Source organism: Staphylococcus rostri (assembly GCF_002902145.1).
In the GTDB taxonomy this organism is placed as follows: Bacteria; Bacillota; Bacilli; order Staphylococcales; family Staphylococcaceae; genus Staphylococcus; species Staphylococcus rostri.
The window spans coordinates 1-21778 of the sequence record NZ_PPRF01000067.1; the positions used below are offsets into that span (position 1 = coordinate 1).

A 21778-nucleotide genomic window follows, 5' to 3' on the forward strand; every position below is an offset into this window, starting at 1 on the left:
TTTATTGATTTGGTGTGGTAACCTCAATAATAACATGAAATTCACGTGGCGTTTTTTTGTCTAAAGGTGGCTAAGTTGATTATAAAATCCACCACCTAAATGTATATAGTTAATCAAGCGAATCATATGTAAATCAGAATGAAACTTTGTTGTATCGTTCTCAGCACGAATGATGTTGATAATCTCACGTTTGATTGCTGCATCAATATCATCCACATCTAACGCTTTAGAATACGCTTGATTGGAATTCAATAGTGAAAATCTGTTAAAGCTGCGTTTATTAATTGTTAATTCTAAAACTTCCCCATTGTTATTAATAATAATAGGTGGAGAAAAAGTCTTCACTAAGAAAAACTCATCGCTCTGAAACGTTCTCGCTGTATGATTTTTACTAACTTTAACCTCTCCAGACAAAATATAATATATAACAATATGTTCGAAACTCGACTGTATGTTCACATTATCGCTCAAAATTCGTTGTTTATAATCCATAACTCTCCCCTTTACACGTTCATAATACATCTATGAATCTGTCGTTTCTTGAATAAGCACACATATATAATGATGTTATGTTTGAAAATCCGACAAAAACAATCATACCCACGCTATTGCCACGTAGTTCATAAAATAAACCAAGTAAACCATATAGAAATTAAGCATCTGTTAAAATGCCCATTGACGACGTATATACGAAACACAAGACACCGAAGTAAAAAATTCTAACAAACTTTATTTTTCTTTTCCAGTACTCTTTGGATTCTTAAAGATTAATTAATGAAAAGTTTTTAACAAACAAACATTTTTATAATGAGTGATTATTTTTTGATTTTACATTAAATTCCGTCGTCTTTATTGACATGATGGTCTCTATTTTTTACTATGTTACTTTTTATATACAATTGTCCTAGGTTAAAACAAGTGAGAAGTGTATAAAAGTGTGCATCTAAACAAGGCGTTATGCAATTCAAATTGTAAAAAAATCATATAAAAGTGAGCGATTAATGGAGAGTTTGGGATATATCTATTTCTTTTAGTATCAAAATTTTACATATCTATGGGTGGGTCAGATTGAACATCAGATGATGAATTAAGAATATCTTCTATCGTAACAACCCTTGTTCCATCTGAATAATGCACTTCAATGCCTTCAGACTTTTTATTTTCATTGAATTGATAACCTAAACTCTGCATAATTTCTAAAAAACGTGCTTGGTCTTTTGTCAAATCCATATGAATACCTCCTTTTATATCAGATTCGCTTTAGCAAGTTTCAAATAATATATAATTGCTTTATTGATATATTGTACAACTTTTCCGAACCCATGCAATCATCTAAAATATTTCAAATTAATATATTCAATATTAGTTTACTAGCAAAGTAATCGACCCAAATTTTTCTATCCTTTATAAATTTATGACACTCCCCCATTTCAACCAAATAAAAAAGCCTACAACCAATAAGGTCATAAGCTAGGTAGTGGAGGCGGCGGGAGTTGAACCCGCGTCCAAAGGTCCTGATACAAATGTTTCTACGTGTGTAGTCTATCGATAAGTTTCGCATCATGCAAGGTGACAGACAACCAACATGATGCTAGTTTGCTTGAGCTCTCCACGTCAGACTTCAAACGGCAGTGACGTGTGTATCCTACTTAAGTTGAATCACGTTAACCGCACATAGGCGATGCGGTTAGGTGATGCAGAGTGCGCTTAGGCAGCTACTGCTAAGTTATTGTTAGTTTTGCCAGTTATTATAAACTGAGTGTGTTGATGACGAAGCCAACCCTCCGACACGCTTCATAAGCTCGGGGGACCCCTGTCGAATCCATAAACGCCCCCATGCGTATATAATGTGCTTTGTTGTTCTAAAGCACATTATATCATAACAAATTTAGTGACGTGGTGCAATGCTTAGTATTTGTGTGACATTGCACGTGCCATGTCGCGTTTCACTGCTTTTTCTTTTAGAGATTGACGCTTGTCGTATTTTTTCTTACCGCGTGCAATACCTAATAAAACTTTACAGTTACCATGTTTTAAATAGAGTTTGAGTGGCACGATGGAATAACCAATCTCACGTGTGCGCTCTCCTAGTTTCACAATTTCACGCTTATGCAGTAATAGTTTGCGTGAACGTAGTGGGTCATGGTTAAAGCGATTGCCTTCTTCGTATGGCGCGATATGCATATTTTGTAAGAAAATCTCGCCATTTTTCACTTGTGCATAGCTATCTTTCAAGTTTGCACTGCCACGTCGAATGGATTTGATTTCTGTTCCTTGTAACACAATGCCTGCTTCAATCGTATCCTCTATCTGATAATCATGCCTTGCTTTACGATTTTCTGCTAAGGTTCCTTTGCCTGACTTCTTCGCCACGGGTACTCACCTCAACTTATTTTTTCTTTCGTCGTGCTTTTTTCTTGATGCTTTTATCCTTATAAAAAGGCTTGTTTTTTGACTTGCCTTGTTTGCGCTCATGCTTACCTTTACGTTGCTTGCGCTTTTTCTTGCCATCATTTTTGCCTTTGAATTGCTTGCCTTTGGTCTTAATTTGAATCGTCTTACCTTGTTGTTTCTTATCACGACTACCTTTAAGATCGATTGGCATGCCGACAACTTGGAAGTCAATTTGACGTTCATCTACATCAACGTGTACGACTTTCACCTTAATTGTATCACCAATACGATAAACATGCGCCTTATGTTCACCAATGAGTGCCATATGATGTTCATCGAAGTTGTAATAGTCATCCGTCATGTTCTGAATGCTGACAAGGCCTTCAATCGTGTTTGGCAACTCGATAAACATACCGAAGTTGGCAACCGAACTAATGACACCTTCAAATTCATCGCCAATGTGCTGAATCATGTACTCAGCTTTTTTAAGCTCGTCTGTATCACGTTCGGCTTCAATTGCACGACGCTCGCGATTAGATGTGTGCGTTGCAATTTCTGGTAATCGTTCTTCCCATTGATGCATTGCTTTTGAATCCATTGACTGCTCGATTAAATATTTACGAATTAAGCGATGAACGATTAAGTCCGGATAACGACGAATCGGTGACGTAAAGTGTGTATAATAGTCTGCCGCCAAACCAAAATGTCCAAGATTGTCCGCTTCATAGCGTGCCTGTTGCATAGAACGTAACATCATTGTTGAAATGACGCGATCTTCTGGTCGACCGGACGCTGATTCTGCAATATTTTGTAACGTACTTGGATGAATTTCTTCGCCCGTTCCATTAACCATAATGCCAAAGTTCGTAATAAAGTCAAAAAATTGACGGAGACGTTCTGACTTCGGCTGTTCATGAATACGATATAAAAACGGCACATCTTTCTTGTTAAAGTGTTCCGCAATCGTTTCATTCGCCGCAAGCATAAATGACTCAATCAAACGTTCTCCTTCACCACGCTCACGAATCACAACCTCTTCCGGAAGACCTTCATTGTTTACACGCACTTGTGCCTCTGGAATGTCAAAGTCGATTTCGCCACGACGTTGACGCATCGCGATTAAACGGTTAGACAGCTCTTGTGCTAAATCCAACATCGGCGTCACATTCGCATAATGTTGACGTATTGCTGGATTACGCTCTGTAATGATTTCGTTTACTGCATCGTACGTCATACGCGCATCCGAGTGAATCACACTATCAAAGATTTCGTGTTTCACAACTTCTCCACGTGCATTAATCTCCATACGACAGCTCATCGTTAGACGATCAACGTTAGGATTCAATGAACAAATGCCGTTACTAAGTCGATGCGGAATCATCGGAATAACACGGTCAACGAGGTACACACTTGTTGCACGGTCATAGGCTTCACGGTCAAGCGCACTACCTTCCTTGATATAATAGCTCACATCCGCAATGCTTACCGTCAATTCGATATGACCGTTATCTAGTTGCTTAAGTGCAATGGCATCGTCCAAGTCTTTCGCATCGGCACCATCGATTGTAATTGTTAAGTCATCACGTAAATCACGGCGTCCTTTGATTTCTTCAGGTGTAATCTCATCTGGAATCGCTTGCGCCTCTTTTAGCACATCATCTGGAAACTCTATTTCAATACCGTGTTGATAAATAATAGATAAAATATCCACGCCTGGGTCATTTTTATGTCCTAAAATTGCGGACACGTGACCTTCTGGATTGTTTGTGCCATCAGAATACTGTGTAATTTGTACAAGTACTTTATGACCTTCTACAGCACCCAAGTCTTGACCTTTTGGGATAAAGATGTCTTGCATTATACGCTTGTCATCAGGAATAACAAAACCGAAATGGCGTGCTTCTGAAAACGTCCCAACAACTTGTTGCACCGCATGACGTTCAATCGCCTTCACTTCGCCTTCAAACTTGCCTTTACGATGATCACCACGAGACTTTTGTACTTCTACAATGACCGTATCCCCGTCCATGGCATAATTAATTTTACTTGGCGGAATGAAAATATCCTCCATCCCTTCTTCTTCTGGGCGTAAAAACGCAAAGCCCTTTTTGTTCTGACTCAACGTCCCTCGTACCAATCCAGGCTTTGGACCTTTCTTCTGATAGCGGTCTTGCTTCGTACGTGTGACAACACCAGTTTGTTCCAATTCATTCAACACTTTAATCAAGTCACGAAATGATTCTGCGCTGCTTAAACCAAGTGCATCTTGAAAGTCAGACACAGACATTGCATCATAATCTTCTTGTTGAATCAGGTTTAAAATCTCTTGTTTTAAATCCATGTTTTGCCTCCTTTCCTATTGAATTCTTATCTTTCACCGTGTCTTATTCAGACCAATCCAGTGATTCTAAAAATTGATAGACTTCTTCAAATACTTGTTCTTTTTCTTTATCGATTGTAATAACATGGCCTGAGTTGTGATACCATGAGATATTTTTTATCTCAGAAATGGCATTGTCATAAATAACATTCGCTGAGTCTGTGTTAATCATTTCATCGTTCTCTGCTTGAATGACCAATAATGGATCCATCACTTCGTCTAAGCTGTCGCGTACGCCTTGAATCGTTTGTTGTAATTCTTTCAATGTCTCAGTTGGATGGAATACTTTCATTTCACGTTCAATCATCTCATCGTCCTTGCCTTCATAACGTTTGAAGTTACGCGCATAGTCCAAAAAGCCTTCGAACATAGAACCTTCAGTTTTAATATAAGCCGGTGCACACATCGTAACAATACCCTTTACGTCACGATTTAAGCTCAATTTTAAAGCAAAAACGCCACCTAAAGATAGACCGGCAACCGCAATTTCATCATAGCCTTGATCTACTAAATAGTCGTAGCCATCTAACGCATCTTTAAACCAGACATGTGGACTCGATTGTAAAATCTCTTCTGGTGGTGCTGCATGCCCTTCATAATGTGGTGCATGAGATGTGTATCCCTTTTTTTGAAGATAGCGTCCAAGTTGGCGTACATCTGAACTATTCCCTGTAAAACCGTGAAGTAATAGTACAGCACGCTTTCCTCCTTCAAATAAGAATGGCTTTGGAAGTTGAATTTTCATATTAAAACCTCGTCCTTTCTCAAAAAATAATATAACTTTATTCTAGCGATTTACAAATCACTGCACAAATAAAAAAGTCCGACTACACAACTGTCGGACTCTACATATTAAAGTAACTGATACCTAACATTAATACAAAGAAAATAATTGATAGTACAATTGTCAATCTATGCAAAAATAAATCTATACCACGTTGTTTTTGTTTACCAAATAATTGCTCAGCCCCACCACTAATGGCACCAGATAAGCCGTTACTCTTACCTTCTTGTAATAAAACAACCGTGATGAGTGCAATACAGTCAATAATCAGTAATACAACAATAAAAGTATGCATCAGATTGTCCTCCATTCATCATATACGAAAGCTATTTTATCACATTATTTCCATTACGACAATGCTGACTATCGATTGAACGTTGTTTTACGCTTAACACTTGTTGTGATCGTAAACGCAGCAACAATGATTGAACCGATAACCGCAATACCATAAGGGACTAATGCGAAGAAACCTTTCACATGAAAAATCGCACTGTATAAAAGCGGTGGATTTAACAATGCGTTAAAAATTTGTGAGATAAAGACTGCAATCATAAACCACCATAAATATGGGTGTTGGAACTTGATGGCTACCACACCTGCTGAGTATGCAAGAATGTATAAAATCCCTGTATAACGCAAGCTGTTACTAATGGCGTTGATTGAATTTTGACTCACTTTGTTACCTGATTGTTCGAGCATGTAGCTAATCACATGACCATCGACAATGACCACTTGATGCACAACAAGGCAAACAGCGAATAAAAATGAGATATATGCTAACAACTTACCTGTGTTTTTAGCACGCAGCTCTGTGTCCATTTGTTGAGACATAACGATTTTCCTCCATAATGATTTATCATCACTATACCAAATAAACAGTGTAAATAAAACAGAGAGCACTACAGAAAGCTCTGTTTTAACAAAGTTTTCATTGTAGTGCCCTTATCAAATACTCATTACTGTACCACTTTACCTTTTTTAAAATGATGATAAACGGTATGAACAACGATAATGATTGCGATTAATGCCCCCACATAGCCTACGAATGGATATATCGTTGCAACGAGTGAACCAAATGGCAATGTTCCACCAATCATAAAAATAATACCTAATGCCACGGTTACCACAATATCAAAGCGCTTATTAATAAAACGCATGGCTTCATTTTTCACAAGCCAATACATTGGTGCTGTTGTTGAATAGATGCCTAAAATAATACAAATCGCAAAGAATAATGCAACAACTGGATGAATGGTATTACCGATATAAAGTAACGGTACTTCCAACTTGATGACTTCGTGATAATGAACAAGCATTGCAACAACCATCATAACAACTGTAATCATAAGACCAGATGCACCACAAATTGCTGTAGCAACGGCTTCTTTTTTGTTACTTACTTCGCTACCTAATTGTGTGAAGAATACCGTGCCGGCCAACATGTTGTAACAGAAGAATAATATGGCTGATTGCCAAAAATGAGAAACTGGTTGTAATTTTTGCGCTGCTTCTGGCAATGTTTCGAGTGATGGGATACTGCCAAGATGTGTTAAGAATACGTATCCACAAATGCCTATCGTTAAGACAACAATGACGGGTCCAATCAATCCAATAATATCGATGAGCTTGTTCAAACCAAGGATTACCGTAATCATCGCCAATAAGCCCATGCCTAAAAAGCCCACTGCAGACGGTAACTTAAAGTGCTCGGACACCACTGCACCTGTACCCGCAATCATAATGACCACAATGCTAAATAAAAACAGTAATGCAAAATATTCAATAATACGCCCAACAATATTGCCGCAATATACTTTGAAAATATCGCCCGGTTGTTTTAACTTCAATTCATACCCCTTCAGCATAATTATCGAACCTAATACACAAAACAGTACCATTGATATGAGTGCACCGACTATGCCAATCGGTCCATATGATGCAAAGAATTGCATAACTTCTTGACCTGTCGCAAATCCGGAGCCAATAAGATATGCAATATAAGCCCCACTTAACTTTAATACTTTTTTCCAATTCACTGTATTCGACATACGTATTACCACCCTTGTCCTTCCACTTGATAATCATCGAGTGCACCATTTTCTAATGCCTCAATCGCCGCTTCTAACACCGACAATGCTTGATTCAATTCTTCGTCTGTGATTACAAGTGGTGGTTGGAATCGTAATACACTGCCAGCAATCGCGATAATCACAACACCATGCTCAAAACAGTAGTTGCAAATTTTTAATGCTGCCGCTGCATCTTTCGTTTTAGTCACTCGATCAGACACAATATCAATGCCAATGGACAACCCTTTACCACGCACCTCTCCGACACATTGGTACTTGGTTACCCATTGTTGCATACGCGTTTTAACAAATTGCCCTTTTCTGGCCGTTTCTGAAATTAAATTTTCTTCTTCTAAAATATCAATTGTTGCGAGTGCCGCTTCACAACAAACGGGATTTGCACCTGTTGTGAATAGATGTGCAGGTGCATCTAATGCTTCCATAATTTCTTTACGTCCAACAATTGCTGACATCGGCATACCACCCGCAATAGACTTACCATAAGCAATTAAATCCGCTTCAATATTAAAGTGTTCAATTGAGCTAAACTTCCCTGTACGTCCAAATCCTTGCTGAATATCATCGACTGCCAATAAAATTCCGTAAGTCTTACATAATTCAGCGAGTGCTTCGAAATAGCCATGGATAGGCTCTAACAATCCACCGTCACCTTGAAACGTTTCAATCATCACACATGCCACTTCTTCAGGTGGTACATAGGTCTCAAACATTTCTTTCAACGGCGCCAAATAACCTTCTACAGTATTCGGTTGTGTGTCACCATACATACCACGATATGCATCAGGATATGGAATATGGAAAAATCCTGGTAATAATGGACCAATTTTACGTCGCATATTTAGAGAAATTGTCGATGCCGAAATTGAGCCATATGTCGAACCATGATACGCATTTGTAAAACTAATTACATATGGGCGTCCGGTATAGCCACGCGCAAACTTAATCATGCCGTCACACGCATCTGAACCGGTTAAGCCGAATAGTACCCGTTTCTCAAAATCCCCTGGTGATAACTGGCAAAGCTTTTCTGCCAACTTAGTCAATGGTTCATGATGCATATAGGCTGGTGTGTAATGCACCATCCTCGCTGCTTGCTGTTGAATCGCTTCAACAACCTTTTGTGGCGTATGCCCAACATTTTGCGAACTTGCACTTGATAACAAATCAATATACGTTTTGCCATTAATATCTACCAAGGTTGACCCGTGCGCTTCTTGAATAACTAATGGATAATATGGAATGCGCCCTGCTTTTGCAAAATACTTTTTATCTTTCTCGATGACTGCTTGTACTCTGTCTCCCCCTGTCATATAAATTCCCCCTTACATCTCAAAACATTTGATAATATTGAATATTACCAATTAACGCCATTGTTGTAAATAACTTTTTAGATTTTTCAGATAATTTATGATGGATATTTCGTAATAATGTTTAAGAGTAGGACAAATTTTAATCCATAATAATTTGTACAATGAGAAACCCTAAATAAGACATAAAAAAGAGCTTACACGTCCTAAAACGCATAAGCCCGATTTTCTATTCAAGGTTACAATCTTATTTATCTAAGTTGTAGAAAGATTTAATACCTTCATATTTAGCTGTTTCGTATAATTCATCTTCAATACGTAATAATTGGTTGTATTTTGCAATACGGTCTGTACGTGATAATGAACCAGTTTTGATTTGACCAGCATTTGTAGCAACTGCGATGTCAGCAATTGTTGTATCTTCTGTTTCACCTGAACGGTGTGATACAACAGCTGTGTAACCAGCTTTTTGAGCCATTTCGATTGCTTCAAATGTTTCAGTTAATGTACCGATTTGGTTAACTTTGATTAAGATTGAGTTACCGATGTTGTTGTCGATACCTTTTTCTAAGATTTCAGTGTTTGTTACGAATAAGTCATCCCCAACTAATTGAACACGGTCACCGATACGTTCTGTTAATAATTTCCAACCGTCCCAGTCGTTTTCATCCATACCGTCTTCGATAGAAATGATTGGGTATTTGTTAACTAATTCTTCTAAGTAGTCAACTTGTTCAGCAGCTGTACGTTTAGCGCCTTTGTCACCTTCGAATTTCGTGTAGTCATAAACACCGTCTTCATAGAATTCTGATGATGCACAGTCAAATCCTAAGAATACATCTTCGCCTGGTTTGTAACCAGCTGTTTTGATTGCTTCAAGAATTGTTTCTACAGCATCTTCTGTACCTTCAAATGTAGGTGCGAAACCACCTTCGTCACCAACTGCAGTAACAAGACCACGTGATTTTAAGATTTTAGCTAATGCGTGGAACACTTCTGCACCGATACGTAATGCTTCTTTGAATGTTGGTGCGCCTACTGGTAAGATCATGAACTCTTGGAACGCGATTGGTGCGTCTGAGTGAGATCCACCGTTAACGATGTTCATCATAGGTGTTGGTAATACTGTTGCATTGAATCCACCTAAATATTTGTATAATGGTTGTCCTAAGAAGTCAGCTGCTGCACGAGCGACTGCAATTGACACACCTAAAATTGCGTTAGCACCTAATTTACCTTTGTTAGGTGTACCGTCTAATTGGATCATCATTTTGTCAATTGAATTTTGGTCTAATACAGCAAATGAACCTTCCATTAATTCAGGTGCAATGATTTCATTTACGTTTTCAACCGCTTTTTCTACACCTTTACCAAGGTAGCGTGATTTGTCACCGTCGCGTAATTCAACTGCTTCGTGTTCACCTGTTGATGCACCTGATGGTACGAGGGCACGACCGAACGCACCGCTTTCTGTTAATACTTCTACTTCTACTGTTGGGTTACCACGTGAGTCTAATACTTCGCGAGCATATACATCTGTAATAATTGGCATAATGATTAAATCTCCTTTTTGTTAAGATGATGAGGATGAGACAAAATAATTTTGTATACTGGGAAGCCTATAAACGGTGTCCCAACCTCTTCATCTTTCATTTTGTCTTCTTATTGTTATTATAACGATTGTGCATCGTTTCTCAAAATTATTTAGTGTTGAATCAATGTTTCACCTGTCATATCTGCTGGTTGTGTTACACCGAGTAAATCGATTAATGTCGGTGCTAAGTCACCAAGACGACCTGTTGGACGTAGTGTTACGCCTTCTTTCGTCACGATAACAGGAACAGGGTTTGTTGTATGAGTTGTCATCGGTTGATCATCGTCTGTTAACACTTCATCAGAGTTACCATGGTCCGCTGTAATAATCGCTGTACCACCCATGTCGATGATTTTGTCGACAACTGCACCTAAACATTCGTCTACAGCTTCGATTGCTTTGATTGTTGGTTCTAACATACCACTGTGACCGACCATGTCAGGGTTAGCAAAGTTAAGGATAATTAAGTCTAAATCGCCTTTATCCAACTCTTCCAACAATGCGTCACGGACTTCATACGCACTCATTTCAGGTTTAAGGTCATATGTTGCAACTTTTGGTGATGCGATTAAACGACGACGTTCACCTTTGAATTCTTCGTTTTGACCACCACTCATAAAGTAAGTAACGTGTGGGTATTTTTCAGTTTCCGCGATACGAAGTTGTGTTAAACCATGGTCTTGTGCAACTTCACCGATTGTATTTTTAAGGTCTACCTTTTCAAATACAATATGCGCGTCAACATTATCGTTGTATTTTGTGAACGTTGCATAGTATAGATCGTTCACTTGTTCAACTGGGAAGCCGTCAAATGCTTTGTTCGTAAATACTTCTGAAAGTTGTGCGGCTCTGTCAGGACGGAAGTTGTAGAAAATAACTGCGTCACCGTCTGAAACACCATTGTTTTGACCAGCTACAACGAATGGCTCAACGAACTCATCTGTTAAGCCTGCAGCGTAGTTTGCTTCAACGCCTTCACGTGCTGATGGGTAAGTTGTTTCGCTGAAGCCACGAATCGCATCGTATGCTTTCAATTCACGTTCCCAACGCTTGTCACGGTCCATTGAATAGTAACGACCTGACACAGATGCGAATTGACCGACGCCAATTTCTTTAAACTTCGCTTCTGTTTCATCGATATATTTTAATGCTGATTTTTGGTCTACGTCACGACCGTCTAAAAAGGCATGTACGTATACTTTATCAAGACCTTTGCGTTTCGCTAATTCTAAAATCGCAAAAAGATGTTTGTAGTGACTGTGTACACCACCGTCTGATAATAAACCAAAAATGTGCAATGCTGCATCATGGTTTTTCGCATGGTCAATCGCGTCATTTAACACGCCATTGTCATAGAAGTCACCATCAGCAATAGATTTGTTAATACGTGTTAAACTTTGGTACACGATACGACCGGCACCAATGTTCATATGACCAACCTCTGAGTTACCCATTTGACCCTCAGGAAGACCAACGTCTAAACCACTTGCTTCGATTTGCGTTGTTGGATATTTTGCAGCATAGCGATCAAAGTTCGGTTTGTGCGCTAATTTAACCGCATTTCCGTGTTCTTCTTCACGATTTGCAAAACCGTCTAAAATGATAAGGGCTGTTGGTTGTTTTGCCATATTATTTTGCACCTTCTAACAATTGAACATAGTCTTCAACTTTCAATGAAGCACCGCCGACTAATGCACCGTCGATGTCTGTTTCTGCCATGTATTCTTTGATGTTATTTGGTTTAACACTACCACCGTATTGAATACGTACTGCTTGTGCTACGTCATCATTTGTTAACTTAGCAACTGTTGCACGTACTGCCGCACACATTTCGTTAGCGTCTTTCGCAGTTGAAGATTTACCTGTACCGATTGCCCAAATTGGTTCATATGCAATCACAAGTTCTTTTACTTGGTCTTCAGATAATCCTGCTAATGCTTTTTCAACTTGACCTTCAACGATTGCGTTCGCTTTACCTTGTTCACGCTCTTCGTCAGTTTCACCAACACAGATGATTGGTGTCATGCCGTGTTTGAATAACGCATGTGCTTTTTTATTAATATCTTCATCCGTTTCGTGGAATAAGTCACGACGTTCTGAGTGACCGATTACAACATAGCTCACACCTAAGTCAGCTAATGCGACAGGTGATGTTTCACCAGTAAATGCACCGCTCTCTTCAAAATACGTATTTTGTGCACCGATTTTCAAACCAGGCGCAACCCCTTCTTTTGTCAAAGTAACTAACGCGTCTAATTGAATTGTTGGCGCACAGATGACTGCTTCTACTTCGTTTGTATCTGGCAATGCTGGTAGCGCGTTGACAAAGTCTTTCGCTTCTTGCACTGTCTTGTTCATCTTCCAGTTACCTGCAATAATTGGTTTTCTCACTTAAAACACTCCTAGTTTGTTAATATCTTATAGCTTTACAAAGGCGAGGTTGGGACAAAAGCGTTTAGGATTTGAGCAGAACCAAACGATGAGCAAAATTGTTTTTTAATTTTGCCGAAATCGTGGCAGTTCTGTCGAAAATCCTGCTTTTGGGACACCGTTTAACTGTTTCCCAGTGTTTAAATTTTTCGTGTCACAGCCCCGTTGTAAAACTCGGTAAGGGCTGGGAATCCGATAAATGATGTTCCCAACCGCATTACCTTAGTTCAATCTTTTATTTATTTGCGATTGCTTTGATACCTGGTAATTCTTTACCTTCTAAATATTCAAGTGATGCACCGCCACCAGTTGAAATGTGTGTAAAGTCCTCTTCAAAGCCTAATTGCATTGCTGCAGCAGCTGAGTCGCCACCACCGATAATTGTTGTTGCATCTTTTAATTCAGCGATTGCTTCACATACACCGATTGTACCTTGTGCAAAGTTACTGAATTCAAATACACCCATTGGTCCATTCCATACAACTGTATGCGCGCCTTCAAGTTGTTGTTTGAACAATTCAACTGTTTTAGGTCCGATGTCCAATGACTCTTGGTCTTCTGGAATTTCGTCTACAGATACTTCTGTAATTTCAGCATCGTTAGAGAATTCTTTCGCAACTTTACCGTCAACTGGTAAAACGATTTGATCGCCTGCACGTTCAAGTAAGTCTTTCGCAAATTCAATTCTATCAGCTTCTAATAAAGAAAGACCGATTTCTTTGCCTTGTGCTTTTAAGAATGTGTAAGCCATACCGCCACCGATTAAAACTTTATCGGCGATGTTAAGCAAGTTTTCAATAACACCGATTTTATCAGATACTTTTGCACCACCAAGAATGGCAACAACAGGTTTATCAGGGTTTTCAACAACGCCACCGATAAATTTAATTTCTTTTTCCATTAAGAAACCTGCAACTGTTTCAAGATGCGTTGAAATACCAACGTTTGATGCGTGTTCACGGTGTGCTGTACCGAATGCATCGTTAACGAAAACATCACCTAAAGATGCCCAGTATTTACCAAGCTCAGGATCGTTTTTAGATTCTTTCTTACCGTCTACGTCTTCAAAACGTGTGTTTTCAAACATTAAAATTTCTCCTTTATTTAATGCTTGAATTGCAGATTCTAACTTTTCGCCACGTGTTTCAGGAATAAAAGTAACTTCTTTATCTAACTTTTCAGATAAGCGTTTTGCAACAGGTGCTAATGATAATTTAGCTTTATCGCTTTCTTCTTTCACTTTACCTAAGTGTGAGAATACAACGACTTTACCACCTTGCTCAAGAATGTATTGCAATGTTGGCAATGCTTGAACAATACGGTTATCATTTGTGATTTCGCCGTCTTTCATTGGCACGTTGAAGTCTGCACGTACAAGTACAACCTTCCCTTTTAACGCTACATCAGTTACATCTTTTTTTGCCATTTTAAAATCCTCCTCAAAACAATCGTTTATTTCAGTTTAAACCATATCTTGCTTTTTATTAAGAATTTTATTACTTACCTTCTATACTTTCCTTTTAAAATAGGCGGAGAAGCGTTTGTGCTCCCCCGCCTAGTATCAAGCCACATATCTGTTAGAAGCACGCACTGGGTACTTGCTTAACTTGTGATATCACACGCTTATTTTGCGTGGTCAGCTAAATATTCTAAAGTACGTACTAATTGTGCAGTGTATGACATTTCGTTATCGTACCAAGAAGCTACTTTAACTAATTGACGGTTACCAACAGTCATAACACGTGTTTGTGTTGCATCGAATAATGCACCGAATGTCATACCTACTACGTCAGAAGATACGATTTCGTCTTCAGTGTAACCGAATGATTCGTTAGTTGCGTCTTTCATTGCTTGGTTAACTTCTTCAACTGTTACTTCTTTTTCAAGAACTACTGTTAATTCAGTTAATGAACCTGTTGCTACTGGTACACGTTGTGCGCCACCGTCTAATTTACCAGCGATTTCTGGGATTACAAGGCCGATTGCTTTAGCAGCACCTGTTGAGTTAGGAATGATGTTTTCTGCAGCTGCACGCGCACGACGTTTGTCACCTTTACGGTGTGGTGAGTCTTGTGTATTTTGGTCACCAGTGTATGCGTGAATTGTAGTCATAAGACCTTCAACGATACCGAATGAATCTTGTAAAGTTTTAGCTACTGGTGCAAGTGAGTTTGTAGTACATGATGCACCAGAAACTACTGTTTCAGAACCATCTAATAATTCGTGGTTAACATTGTATACGATTGTTTTAAGGTCGCCTTGACCAGGAGCAGAGATTAATACTTTTTTAGCACCTGCTTCAATGTGTGCTTCAGCTTTTTCTTTAGATGTGAAGAAACCTGTACATTCAAGCACTACATCTACACCTAAGTCAGCCCATGGTAATTTTGAAGGTTCTGGTTCTGAGAATGATTTTACTTCTTTACCGTTTACACGGAACCCACCGTCAATTACTTCTACTTCTTCAGTAAAACGTCCTTGCATTGTGTCATATTTTAATAAGTGTGCAAGCATGTCATCGTCTGTTAAATCGTTAACTGCTACAACTTCAATATTTTCTACATCTTGAATTCTTCTAAATGCTAAACGTCCAATTCTACCAAATCCGTTAATTGCTACTTTTACTGCCATGTGAGTGGCCTCCTTAAAATAATATAATTAATTTTTTAAAAGATCTTGCGTGATAATTTTTGCCGCATACTCGTCAGTGACAAGTATGGTGTTTTTCGGTGCAATTTCTAAATATGCTTTAATGGCATTTCCTTTAGAATTTCCACCTGCTACCGCAAAAATGTGTTCCTTTGATTGTACTTCTTCAAGTTGAAGTCCAATCGTTTTAACCTTGTGAATAATTTCGCCTTGTTGATTAAAGTAATAACCAAAGGCTTCACCAACGGCATTATGATGTTGAAGTTTTGCGACAACTTCCGATGATGATTGTCTACGATTCGCCATTTTCAGCGCATCACCAATGCCGTGTACAATAAATTGCGATTGTCTAATTCTATTTAATGTGTTAACCACAGAAGGTTCATGCATTAAGTTTTGATACGTTTGCTCGCTTACTTGGTCTGGGACATAGAGTGTTGTGTAATTACCACCCGTACGCTGTGCCATCGTGGAACAAATCGTATTGGCTTGAAAAACAACATTCTCACCGAGACCGCCTCGCGCTGGTACAAACAATACACTGAACGGTAGCTCTGTCATGGCGTTGCTAACTGCTGCCATTGTAGAACCCCCAGTAACCGATACAATCGCATCTTCATACAATTGTCTTTCGAGTAACTGTCCTGTAATACGACCCAACTCAACTTTGACATTTAAATCTGTACCACTGTTACCAGGAATGACGTGGACTTCTTTGATATTGTAATGGTCACGGATGAACTTGGCAAGATGATGATCATCAGAATAATGACTGAAATAATCTTGTAACTGTTTCATCACGTCTATACCCTCTGAAGTAAGTGTCATACCTGTGGGTTTTACCAAAATTAAATCTTGATGTTTCAACAAGTCCGTCTCTGATCTCAATACCCTTTCTGTCAAATTTAAAATTTCACTAAGTGTACGTCGACCAATTGGCTGATATTTCTGTATAGCTGTCAAAATTGAAAACCGTCGATACATTTTATCTATCAAGTCAGGCACTAATTTTTGTTGCACTTGAATCATACGTTTCAAGAGTTACGCCTCCTTAATAGTGAACAGGGGGTCAACTTCGAGCCAAGCGAGTGACATTTTAAGTCCCGTCGACTCTAAAAAAATATTGTGTTTCCTGTTTACAAATACATCATACTACGTCTAATTTAGAAAAGCAAGTCAAAAGTAATCCCACTCGTGAAATTTGTAGGACATTTTACGTCCAACTACATTTTGAATAAATACATCCCGCTTCATAGCAAGCATAAAGCTGTATATACCGGGTATAATAGAAATAACTAAAAATACCGAAACGGGACTGGGCAACGAAATCTTTGAGTAAAATAAGCGCCACATTCCCTATTAAATTAACTACGAGGTGATGTTATGACAAATAGTGACCAACAGCCTGAAGTAATCGATCCTATTGATCCACGTTATAAACATCCTGAAACATTTGGGCAATCACATGGCAACCAACAACACAATACGTACCAAGTTTATACACGAACATATGGCTGTACGCCAGTTAGTTGTTTACCCGGCTGTTTATTTTCAATTATTTTATCTATTCTTCTAACCGTATTACTCAATTTATTGTTTTAACTCAAAAACAGAGCAGTACCGCACATTGTCTCGTGTGATACCGCTCTGTTTCTTCTTATCTTATTGTGCTGTGTTATTGTTCGTCGCTTGTCTTGATTGTGTTTGCGCTGATTGTTGTGGTGCCGCCTGTTGTGTTTGTTGACTTGGTTGACTCTGTTGACTTGATTGCGTCTGTTGATTTTGTTGTGGTGCTGCTTGTTGATTATTAGAAGATTGTGTTTGCTGAGAAGATTGACTTTGTTTCGCTTCATTCTCTGCTTTTTGCTGTTCTTTTTTCTCAGCCGCTTCTTTTTCCGCTTTATCATCGTCAGTTTCTGTCTTTTTCGGCTTAGTTGTTTGTGTTTGACGTTGTTGCGCATTTATTCTTTGTGCTTCTCTTGCAGCCGCAGCGTCTCTCTGTTGCTGTTCTAATAATGCTTGCTCTTCTGCTGCTTTACGCTCTGCCTCTGCGCGTTTTGCTTCTTCTCTTTTCTTTTTCAATGCTTTCTCACGTTTTTCTTTTTGTTGCTCCATTTTCTCATCTTGCAAACGTTGATTACCTTTGTTCGATTGATCAACAAATGCAAAGACTGCAAATACGAGACTACCTATTAAAAATAAAACGATAAGCACACTTAAACAGCCTGCAAATTTTTTCTTACCAGAACCTCTACCATCGTCTCTATATCTAGGTCCTTGGTTACTTCTTTGTGGTGTTGCCATATCTATTACTCCTTCTTTCTACTATCTTACTAACCTTCCATTGCACTCTATATTCTATGCGTCATCATATTATATTTAAAAAAACACTTTATATGATTATCATACCCTATCGCAAGAAAATCAACCTTTCAACTTTAATTATCTTTAATTATTTGACGGTCAATACAAAAAATGTGGGTTAATGAAGAAGCATTGTGTAAAAATAGAATAAGACTGGAATGCTGCATCATTCCAGTCTCTACTAAAGGGAGTCAAAATAACCTTCGTTTTGTATATTATGGGGTATACTGTTTAATTAAGAGATGTATTAATTCTTTCGAAGGTACTTTCATTATAACGCACTTTGTGAAAAAATAAACAAATTTACCTTGAATATTATATGGCTTTTTAATGTCTAAAAGTTGAACATTCAGACATATGAAAGGATGATGTATGATGACAACATATTTAATTAGTGGTGGTACTGGGCTTGTAGGACATCACTTAATCAAACGCCTGATGCAATCATCAAAGAATACAATCTATATTTTGACACGTTCATCTCAACAATCACATCAGCGACAAATCACTTATATTGACTGGTCACAGAATAATTGGCAACAAGATGTACCCGATATCGATGTTGTGATTAATTTAGCTGGTGCAACACTAAACCATTACTGGACGTCTTCACACAAACAATCGATGATGACTAGTCGCATTCAAGTAACACGTGCATTGTATGACTTATTTCGTCAACGTGAGAAAGCACCTGCCGTTTTATTTAACGCAAGTGCCATCGGATACTATCCACCATCTCAATCAGCTACCTATACTGAAGAAACGCAACGCACACCACATGATTTATTGTCAGAAATTGTCTATCAGTGGGAGCGCCAAGCGTCAAACTTTAATGCTTTAGGTACACGTGTCTTGTATGGTCGATTTGGACTTATTCTCTCAAAAGATGGCGGCGCATTACCGATGATGACACTGCCTTATCGTCTTTTCGTTGGCGGCAAGCTCAGTAACGGACAACAACCGTATTCATGGATTCATATAGACGATCTCGTCAGCGCAATCCTTTATTTAATTGAACAACCGGCTGCACAAGGCGCATACAACTTAACCGCACCTAATCCAGTCACACAACATCAATTCGGACAAGCCATACAACGCACGATACAGCGACCGCATTACACACGTGTCCCTAGTTGGGTACTACGTATGGTGCTCGGTCAAATGGCAACGTTAATACTCGACACGCAATATGTATTACCGGAACGCCTAATGCAACAAGGCTTTACATTCCAATATTCACAGCTTGATAAAGCACTCACACATATTTTAAAAAGTGAGGAGCTGGGACATTAATACAAACATTCAAATTAAGCTTGAGATTTTATGTATATGGCAGTAGCTGACTGGCATGAAAATGCGCTTTTTCAAGCTTTTTTCATGCCTAGTCAGCCTTGCCGGGGTGGGACAACAGAATCTTTTTAGAAAAATGAGATTCCTGTCCCACTCCCTCACTGTAATTGTTTCTGATAAAATGCTAAGTCTAGCCATTGGTCGAATTTAAATCCTACCTTATTTAAAGTACCTACATGGCTAAAACCGTGACGCTCATGTAACGCTCGACTTCCTTTGTTTGACGCGTCGATACCCGCAATGACCGTCTGATAGCCACGGTCTGTTAATGTGGTCTCAATTTGTTTAAGCAAACGAGATGCAATACCCTTCCGCTGATAATCTGGATGAACATATACCGAGTGCTCAACCGTATATTGATACGCAGGCCAATTACGAAAAGGACCATATGTCGCAAAACCTACCACTTTGGACTCATGCACATAGACATAAACAGGAATGCCAGCTAAAACTTTTTCAGTAAACCAATGTTGGCGTTCATCTAATGTTGTCTCATCATATGTGTAGACAGCCGTTGTATGCACAATCGCATGATTATATATCGTCAAAATTTCTGGCAAGTCTTGTGTTGTAGCTTCTCTAATCATTTGAGCCACCCTCTCATTATTCATACTTAGCATTATTATACCGTTAAATCATGTTCTAAACTACTTCGATTTGCGTGCCCCTGATTGACTGTCATCTCTATGCCATCCGGTGTTGTCAGCGTTTCTACACCGCGCTCGGCACTCATAATATTAAAACTTGCAAGTCCATATGTTGTCGCAGCATCATGGCGCACTTGACGCGACTGCCACGTATTGACCGCAATATGATGATGATATGACGCATCAGACATAAATACTCCACCTGGCAATTTTGCTACTGGCACAAAGCCAAACTGCTTAAAGAATAACATTGACGCCGTTACATCACTTGTTTTTAGATGTAAATGACCTATTTTCGCATCATTCGGCATCCCTTCCCAGCGTGTGCCGTTCGAGATTTGTAATAATCGATCTCCATCTAAAGCTAATGTATCCATCACGACTTGATTCCCTTCCCAAGACCACGTTTCAGAATCTCTATCCGCATAAACTTCAATACCATTGCCTTCAGGGTCTGCAAAATAAATGGCTTGGCTTACTAAATGATCACCACCGGATACCACGACTTGTTGCTCTAATAAATGACGTAATAATCGCCCCACTGCCACTTCATCAGGTAACAGTAACGCAATGTGAAATAATCCAGCTTCTGTTACCGATGCTTTACGCCCATCTACTAATTGTTTGAGTATTAGCTGATGACCGCCTTGTCCAATATTAAGTATTGTTTCATCTGCAGTCATTTGTGCAACTTCTAAACCTAACATATGTGTATAAAAATCTACTTGTGTTGCCATATCTTTAACATTAAGTGTGATACTTGTCACATGGGCAATTGTATTTTGATGAAAATTCATATTCATTACCTCTCTTATTTTAAGTATAATTAATATACTAGAGATTTCGATAATTGTCTTTTATTTTGTTTCGCTTTTCAGCAAATAAAAAAAGACATACCACATAAAATGCGATATGCCTCATTATCTAAATTAGTGTTCAGGTACCATTACTTCATCGATTAAACCGTATTCTTTCGCTTCTTCAGCTGTTAAGAAATTATCACGGTCTGTATCTTTTTGAATTTTCTCGATTGATTGACCTGTACGTTCTGATAAAATTTTATTTAATTTTTCACGTGTTTTTAAGATATGGTTTGCAGCAATTTCAATTTCAGTTGCTTGACCTTGCGCGCCGCCTAATGGTTGGTGAATCATCACTTCCGCATTTGGTAACGCATAACGTTTACCTTTTGCACCCGCCGCAAGTAAGAATGATCCCATTGATGCTGCCATACCGATACAAATTGTTTGTACGTCTGGTTTAATATGTTGGATTGTGTCATAAATCGCAAAACCAGCTGTTACACTACCACCTGGTGAGTTAATGTAAAGGTAGATATCTTTCTCAGCATCTTGTGCTTGCAAGAATAAAAGTTGTGATACAATTGAGTTTGCAACGTTATCATCAATTGCAGAACCTAACATAATAATACGGTCTTTCAATAGACGTGAATAAATATCGTAAGCACGCTCTCCACGGTTTGTTGTCTCTATAACTGTAGGAATTAAATTCATAGTTCCTGCCTCCTATTGTTCTTGTTTTATCTGTTTATAGTTTAACTCAAAAGTCAAAAATGGTCAAAAGTTAAACATTGATATTTTTTCATGTTATACTAAATAAGGCTTGAAACCACTATTAACTCCTCGTAGTGTAATGGATAACACATAAGATTCCGGTTCTTAGAATGAAGGTTCGATTCCTTCCGAGGGGGTTCTTAACACAAAATTAAGCATATTTTAAATACAAGAACCCCACAACCACGGGGTTCTTCTTTATTCCACTCATAATT

The 21778-nt window shown here is 38.6% G+C and carries 21 protein-coding genes, 1 tRNA gene and 1 other RNA gene; 3 read left to right on the forward strand and 20 right to left on the reverse strand.

Annotation, left to right across the window (positions count from 1 at the left end; genetic code table 11):
- Positions 1-60: 60 nt before the first annotated feature.
- The 16 genes from CD122_RS09145 to CD122_RS09220 form a co-directional block, all read right to left on the reverse strand.
- Complete coding sequence (locus tag CD122_RS09145; RefSeq protein ID WP_142381201.1) at positions 61-345, reverse strand: hypothetical protein; 285 nt, start codon at positions 343-345, stop codon at positions 61-63.
- A 699-nt stretch (positions 346-1044) separates the two neighbouring features.
- Positions 1045-1230 carry a hypothetical protein gene (locus CD122_RS09150; protein WP_103358678.1) on the reverse strand — a complete coding sequence of 62 codons (186 nt, stop codon included), beginning with the start codon at positions 1228-1230 and terminating at the stop codon, positions 1045-1047.
- A 245-nt stretch (positions 1231-1475) separates the two neighbouring features.
- Positions 1476-1836: a transfer-messenger RNA gene (gene ssrA, locus CD122_RS09155) on the reverse strand.
- A 72-nt stretch (positions 1837-1908) separates the two neighbouring features.
- Complete coding sequence (gene smpB / locus CD122_RS09160; protein ID WP_103358679.1) at positions 1909-2373, reverse strand: SsrA-binding protein SmpB; 465 nt, start codon at positions 2371-2373, stop codon at positions 1909-1911.
- Between the two features lie 16 nt (positions 2374-2389).
- Complete coding sequence (gene rnr / locus CD122_RS09165) at positions 2390-4735, reverse strand: ribonuclease R (RefSeq protein WP_103358680.1); 2346 nt, start codon at positions 4733-4735, stop codon at positions 2390-2392.
- Between the two features lie 43 nt (positions 4736-4778).
- On the reverse strand, positions 4779-5519 hold the full coding sequence (locus CD122_RS09170) for an alpha/beta hydrolase (protein ID WP_103358681.1): 741 nt from the start codon (positions 5517-5519) through the stop codon (positions 4779-4781).
- 100 nt (positions 5520-5619) lie between these two features.
- Entirely contained in the window at positions 5620-5853 is a 234-nt protein-coding gene (gene secG, locus CD122_RS09175; RefSeq protein ID WP_044360909.1) for a preprotein translocase subunit SecG, read from the reverse strand.
- 68 nt (positions 5854-5921) lie between these two features.
- Positions 5922-6389 carry a hypothetical protein gene (locus CD122_RS09180; protein WP_103358682.1) on the reverse strand — a complete coding sequence of 156 codons (468 nt, stop codon included), beginning with the start codon at positions 6387-6389 and terminating at the stop codon, positions 5922-5924.
- Between the two features lie 125 nt (positions 6390-6514).
- The gene (locus CD122_RS09185; protein ID WP_103358683.1) at positions 6515-7606 is read right to left on the reverse strand and encodes a YkvI family membrane protein; all 1092 of its coding nucleotides are present in this window, start codon (positions 7604-7606) and stop codon (positions 6515-6517) included.
- Positions 7607-7611: 5 nt separating this feature from the next.
- Positions 7612-8958 (reverse strand): aspartate aminotransferase family protein, encoded by a 1347-nt coding sequence (locus CD122_RS09190; protein WP_103358684.1) that lies wholly within the window; start codon positions 8956-8958, stop codon positions 7612-7614.
- Between the two features lie 244 nt (positions 8959-9202).
- Complete coding sequence (eno, locus tag CD122_RS09195) at positions 9203-10507, reverse strand: surface-displayed alpha-enolase (RefSeq protein ID WP_103358685.1); 1305 nt, start codon at positions 10505-10507, stop codon at positions 9203-9205.
- A gap of 152 nt (positions 10508-10659) precedes the next feature.
- Positions 10660-12177 (reverse strand): 2,3-bisphosphoglycerate-independent phosphoglycerate mutase, encoded by a 1518-nt coding sequence (gene gpmI, locus CD122_RS09200; RefSeq protein ID WP_103358686.1) that lies wholly within the window; start codon positions 12175-12177, stop codon positions 10660-10662.
- A gap of 1 nt (position 12178) precedes the next feature.
- Entirely contained in the window at positions 12179-12940 is a 762-nt protein-coding gene (gene tpiA, locus CD122_RS09205; RefSeq protein ID WP_103358687.1) for a triose-phosphate isomerase, read from the reverse strand.
- Between the two features lie 274 nt (positions 12941-13214).
- Positions 13215-14405, reverse strand: a complete 1191-nt coding sequence (locus CD122_RS09210) for a phosphoglycerate kinase (protein ID WP_103358688.1) — start codon at positions 14403-14405, stop codon at positions 13215-13217.
- Positions 14406-14602: 197 nt separating this feature from the next.
- A complete protein-coding gene (gene gap, locus CD122_RS09215) occupies positions 14603-15610 on the reverse strand; it encodes a type I glyceraldehyde-3-phosphate dehydrogenase (RefSeq protein ID WP_103358689.1) in 1008 nt (335 codons plus the stop codon).
- 27 nt (positions 15611-15637) lie between these two features.
- Positions 15638-16666, reverse strand: coding sequence for a sugar-binding transcriptional regulator (locus CD122_RS09220; RefSeq protein ID WP_103358690.1), 1029 nt, complete (start codon positions 16664-16666; stop codon positions 15638-15640).
- A 345-nt stretch (positions 16667-17011) separates the two neighbouring features.
- On the opposite strand from CD122_RS09220, the gene CD122_RS09225 reads away from it, so the two are divergent.
- Complete coding sequence (locus CD122_RS09225; protein ID WP_103358691.1) at positions 17012-17230, forward strand: hypothetical protein; 219 nt, start codon at positions 17012-17014, stop codon at positions 17228-17230.
- A 60-nt stretch (positions 17231-17290) separates the two neighbouring features.
- On the opposite strand, the gene CD122_RS09230 is transcribed toward CD122_RS09225, so the two are convergent.
- Positions 17291-17932: a DUF4887 domain-containing protein gene (locus CD122_RS09230; protein ID WP_103358692.1), complete on the reverse strand. Its 642-nt coding sequence runs from the start codon at positions 17930-17932 to the stop codon at positions 17291-17293.
- Between the two features lie 435 nt (positions 17933-18367).
- Between CD122_RS09230 and CD122_RS09235 the strand changes: the two genes are divergently transcribed.
- Positions 18368-19285 (forward strand): TIGR01777 family oxidoreductase, encoded by a 918-nt coding sequence (locus CD122_RS09235; protein WP_103358693.1) that lies wholly within the window; start codon positions 18368-18370, stop codon positions 19283-19285.
- A 155-nt stretch (positions 19286-19440) separates the two neighbouring features.
- Here CD122_RS09235 and CD122_RS09240 read toward each other — a convergent pair whose 3' ends face one another.
- The 3 genes from CD122_RS09240 to clpP form a co-directional block, all read right to left on the reverse strand.
- The gene (locus CD122_RS09240; protein ID WP_103358694.1) at positions 19441-19929 is read right to left on the reverse strand and encodes a GNAT family N-acetyltransferase; all 489 of its coding nucleotides are present in this window, start codon (positions 19927-19929) and stop codon (positions 19441-19443) included.
- Positions 19930-19964: 35 nt separating this feature from the next.
- The gene (locus tag CD122_RS09245; RefSeq protein ID WP_103358695.1) at positions 19965-20786 is read right to left on the reverse strand and encodes a VOC family protein; all 822 of its coding nucleotides are present in this window, start codon (positions 20784-20786) and stop codon (positions 19965-19967) included.
- A 132-nt stretch (positions 20787-20918) separates the two neighbouring features.
- Positions 20919-21503 (reverse strand): ATP-dependent Clp endopeptidase proteolytic subunit ClpP, encoded by a 585-nt coding sequence (gene clpP / locus CD122_RS09250; protein WP_103358696.1) that lies wholly within the window; start codon positions 21501-21503, stop codon positions 20919-20921.
- A gap of 125 nt (positions 21504-21628) precedes the next feature.
- Here clpP and CD122_RS09255 point away from each other — a divergent pair.
- Positions 21629-21700, forward strand: a tRNA-Arg gene (locus CD122_RS09255).
- Positions 21701-21778 lie beyond the last annotated feature (78 nt).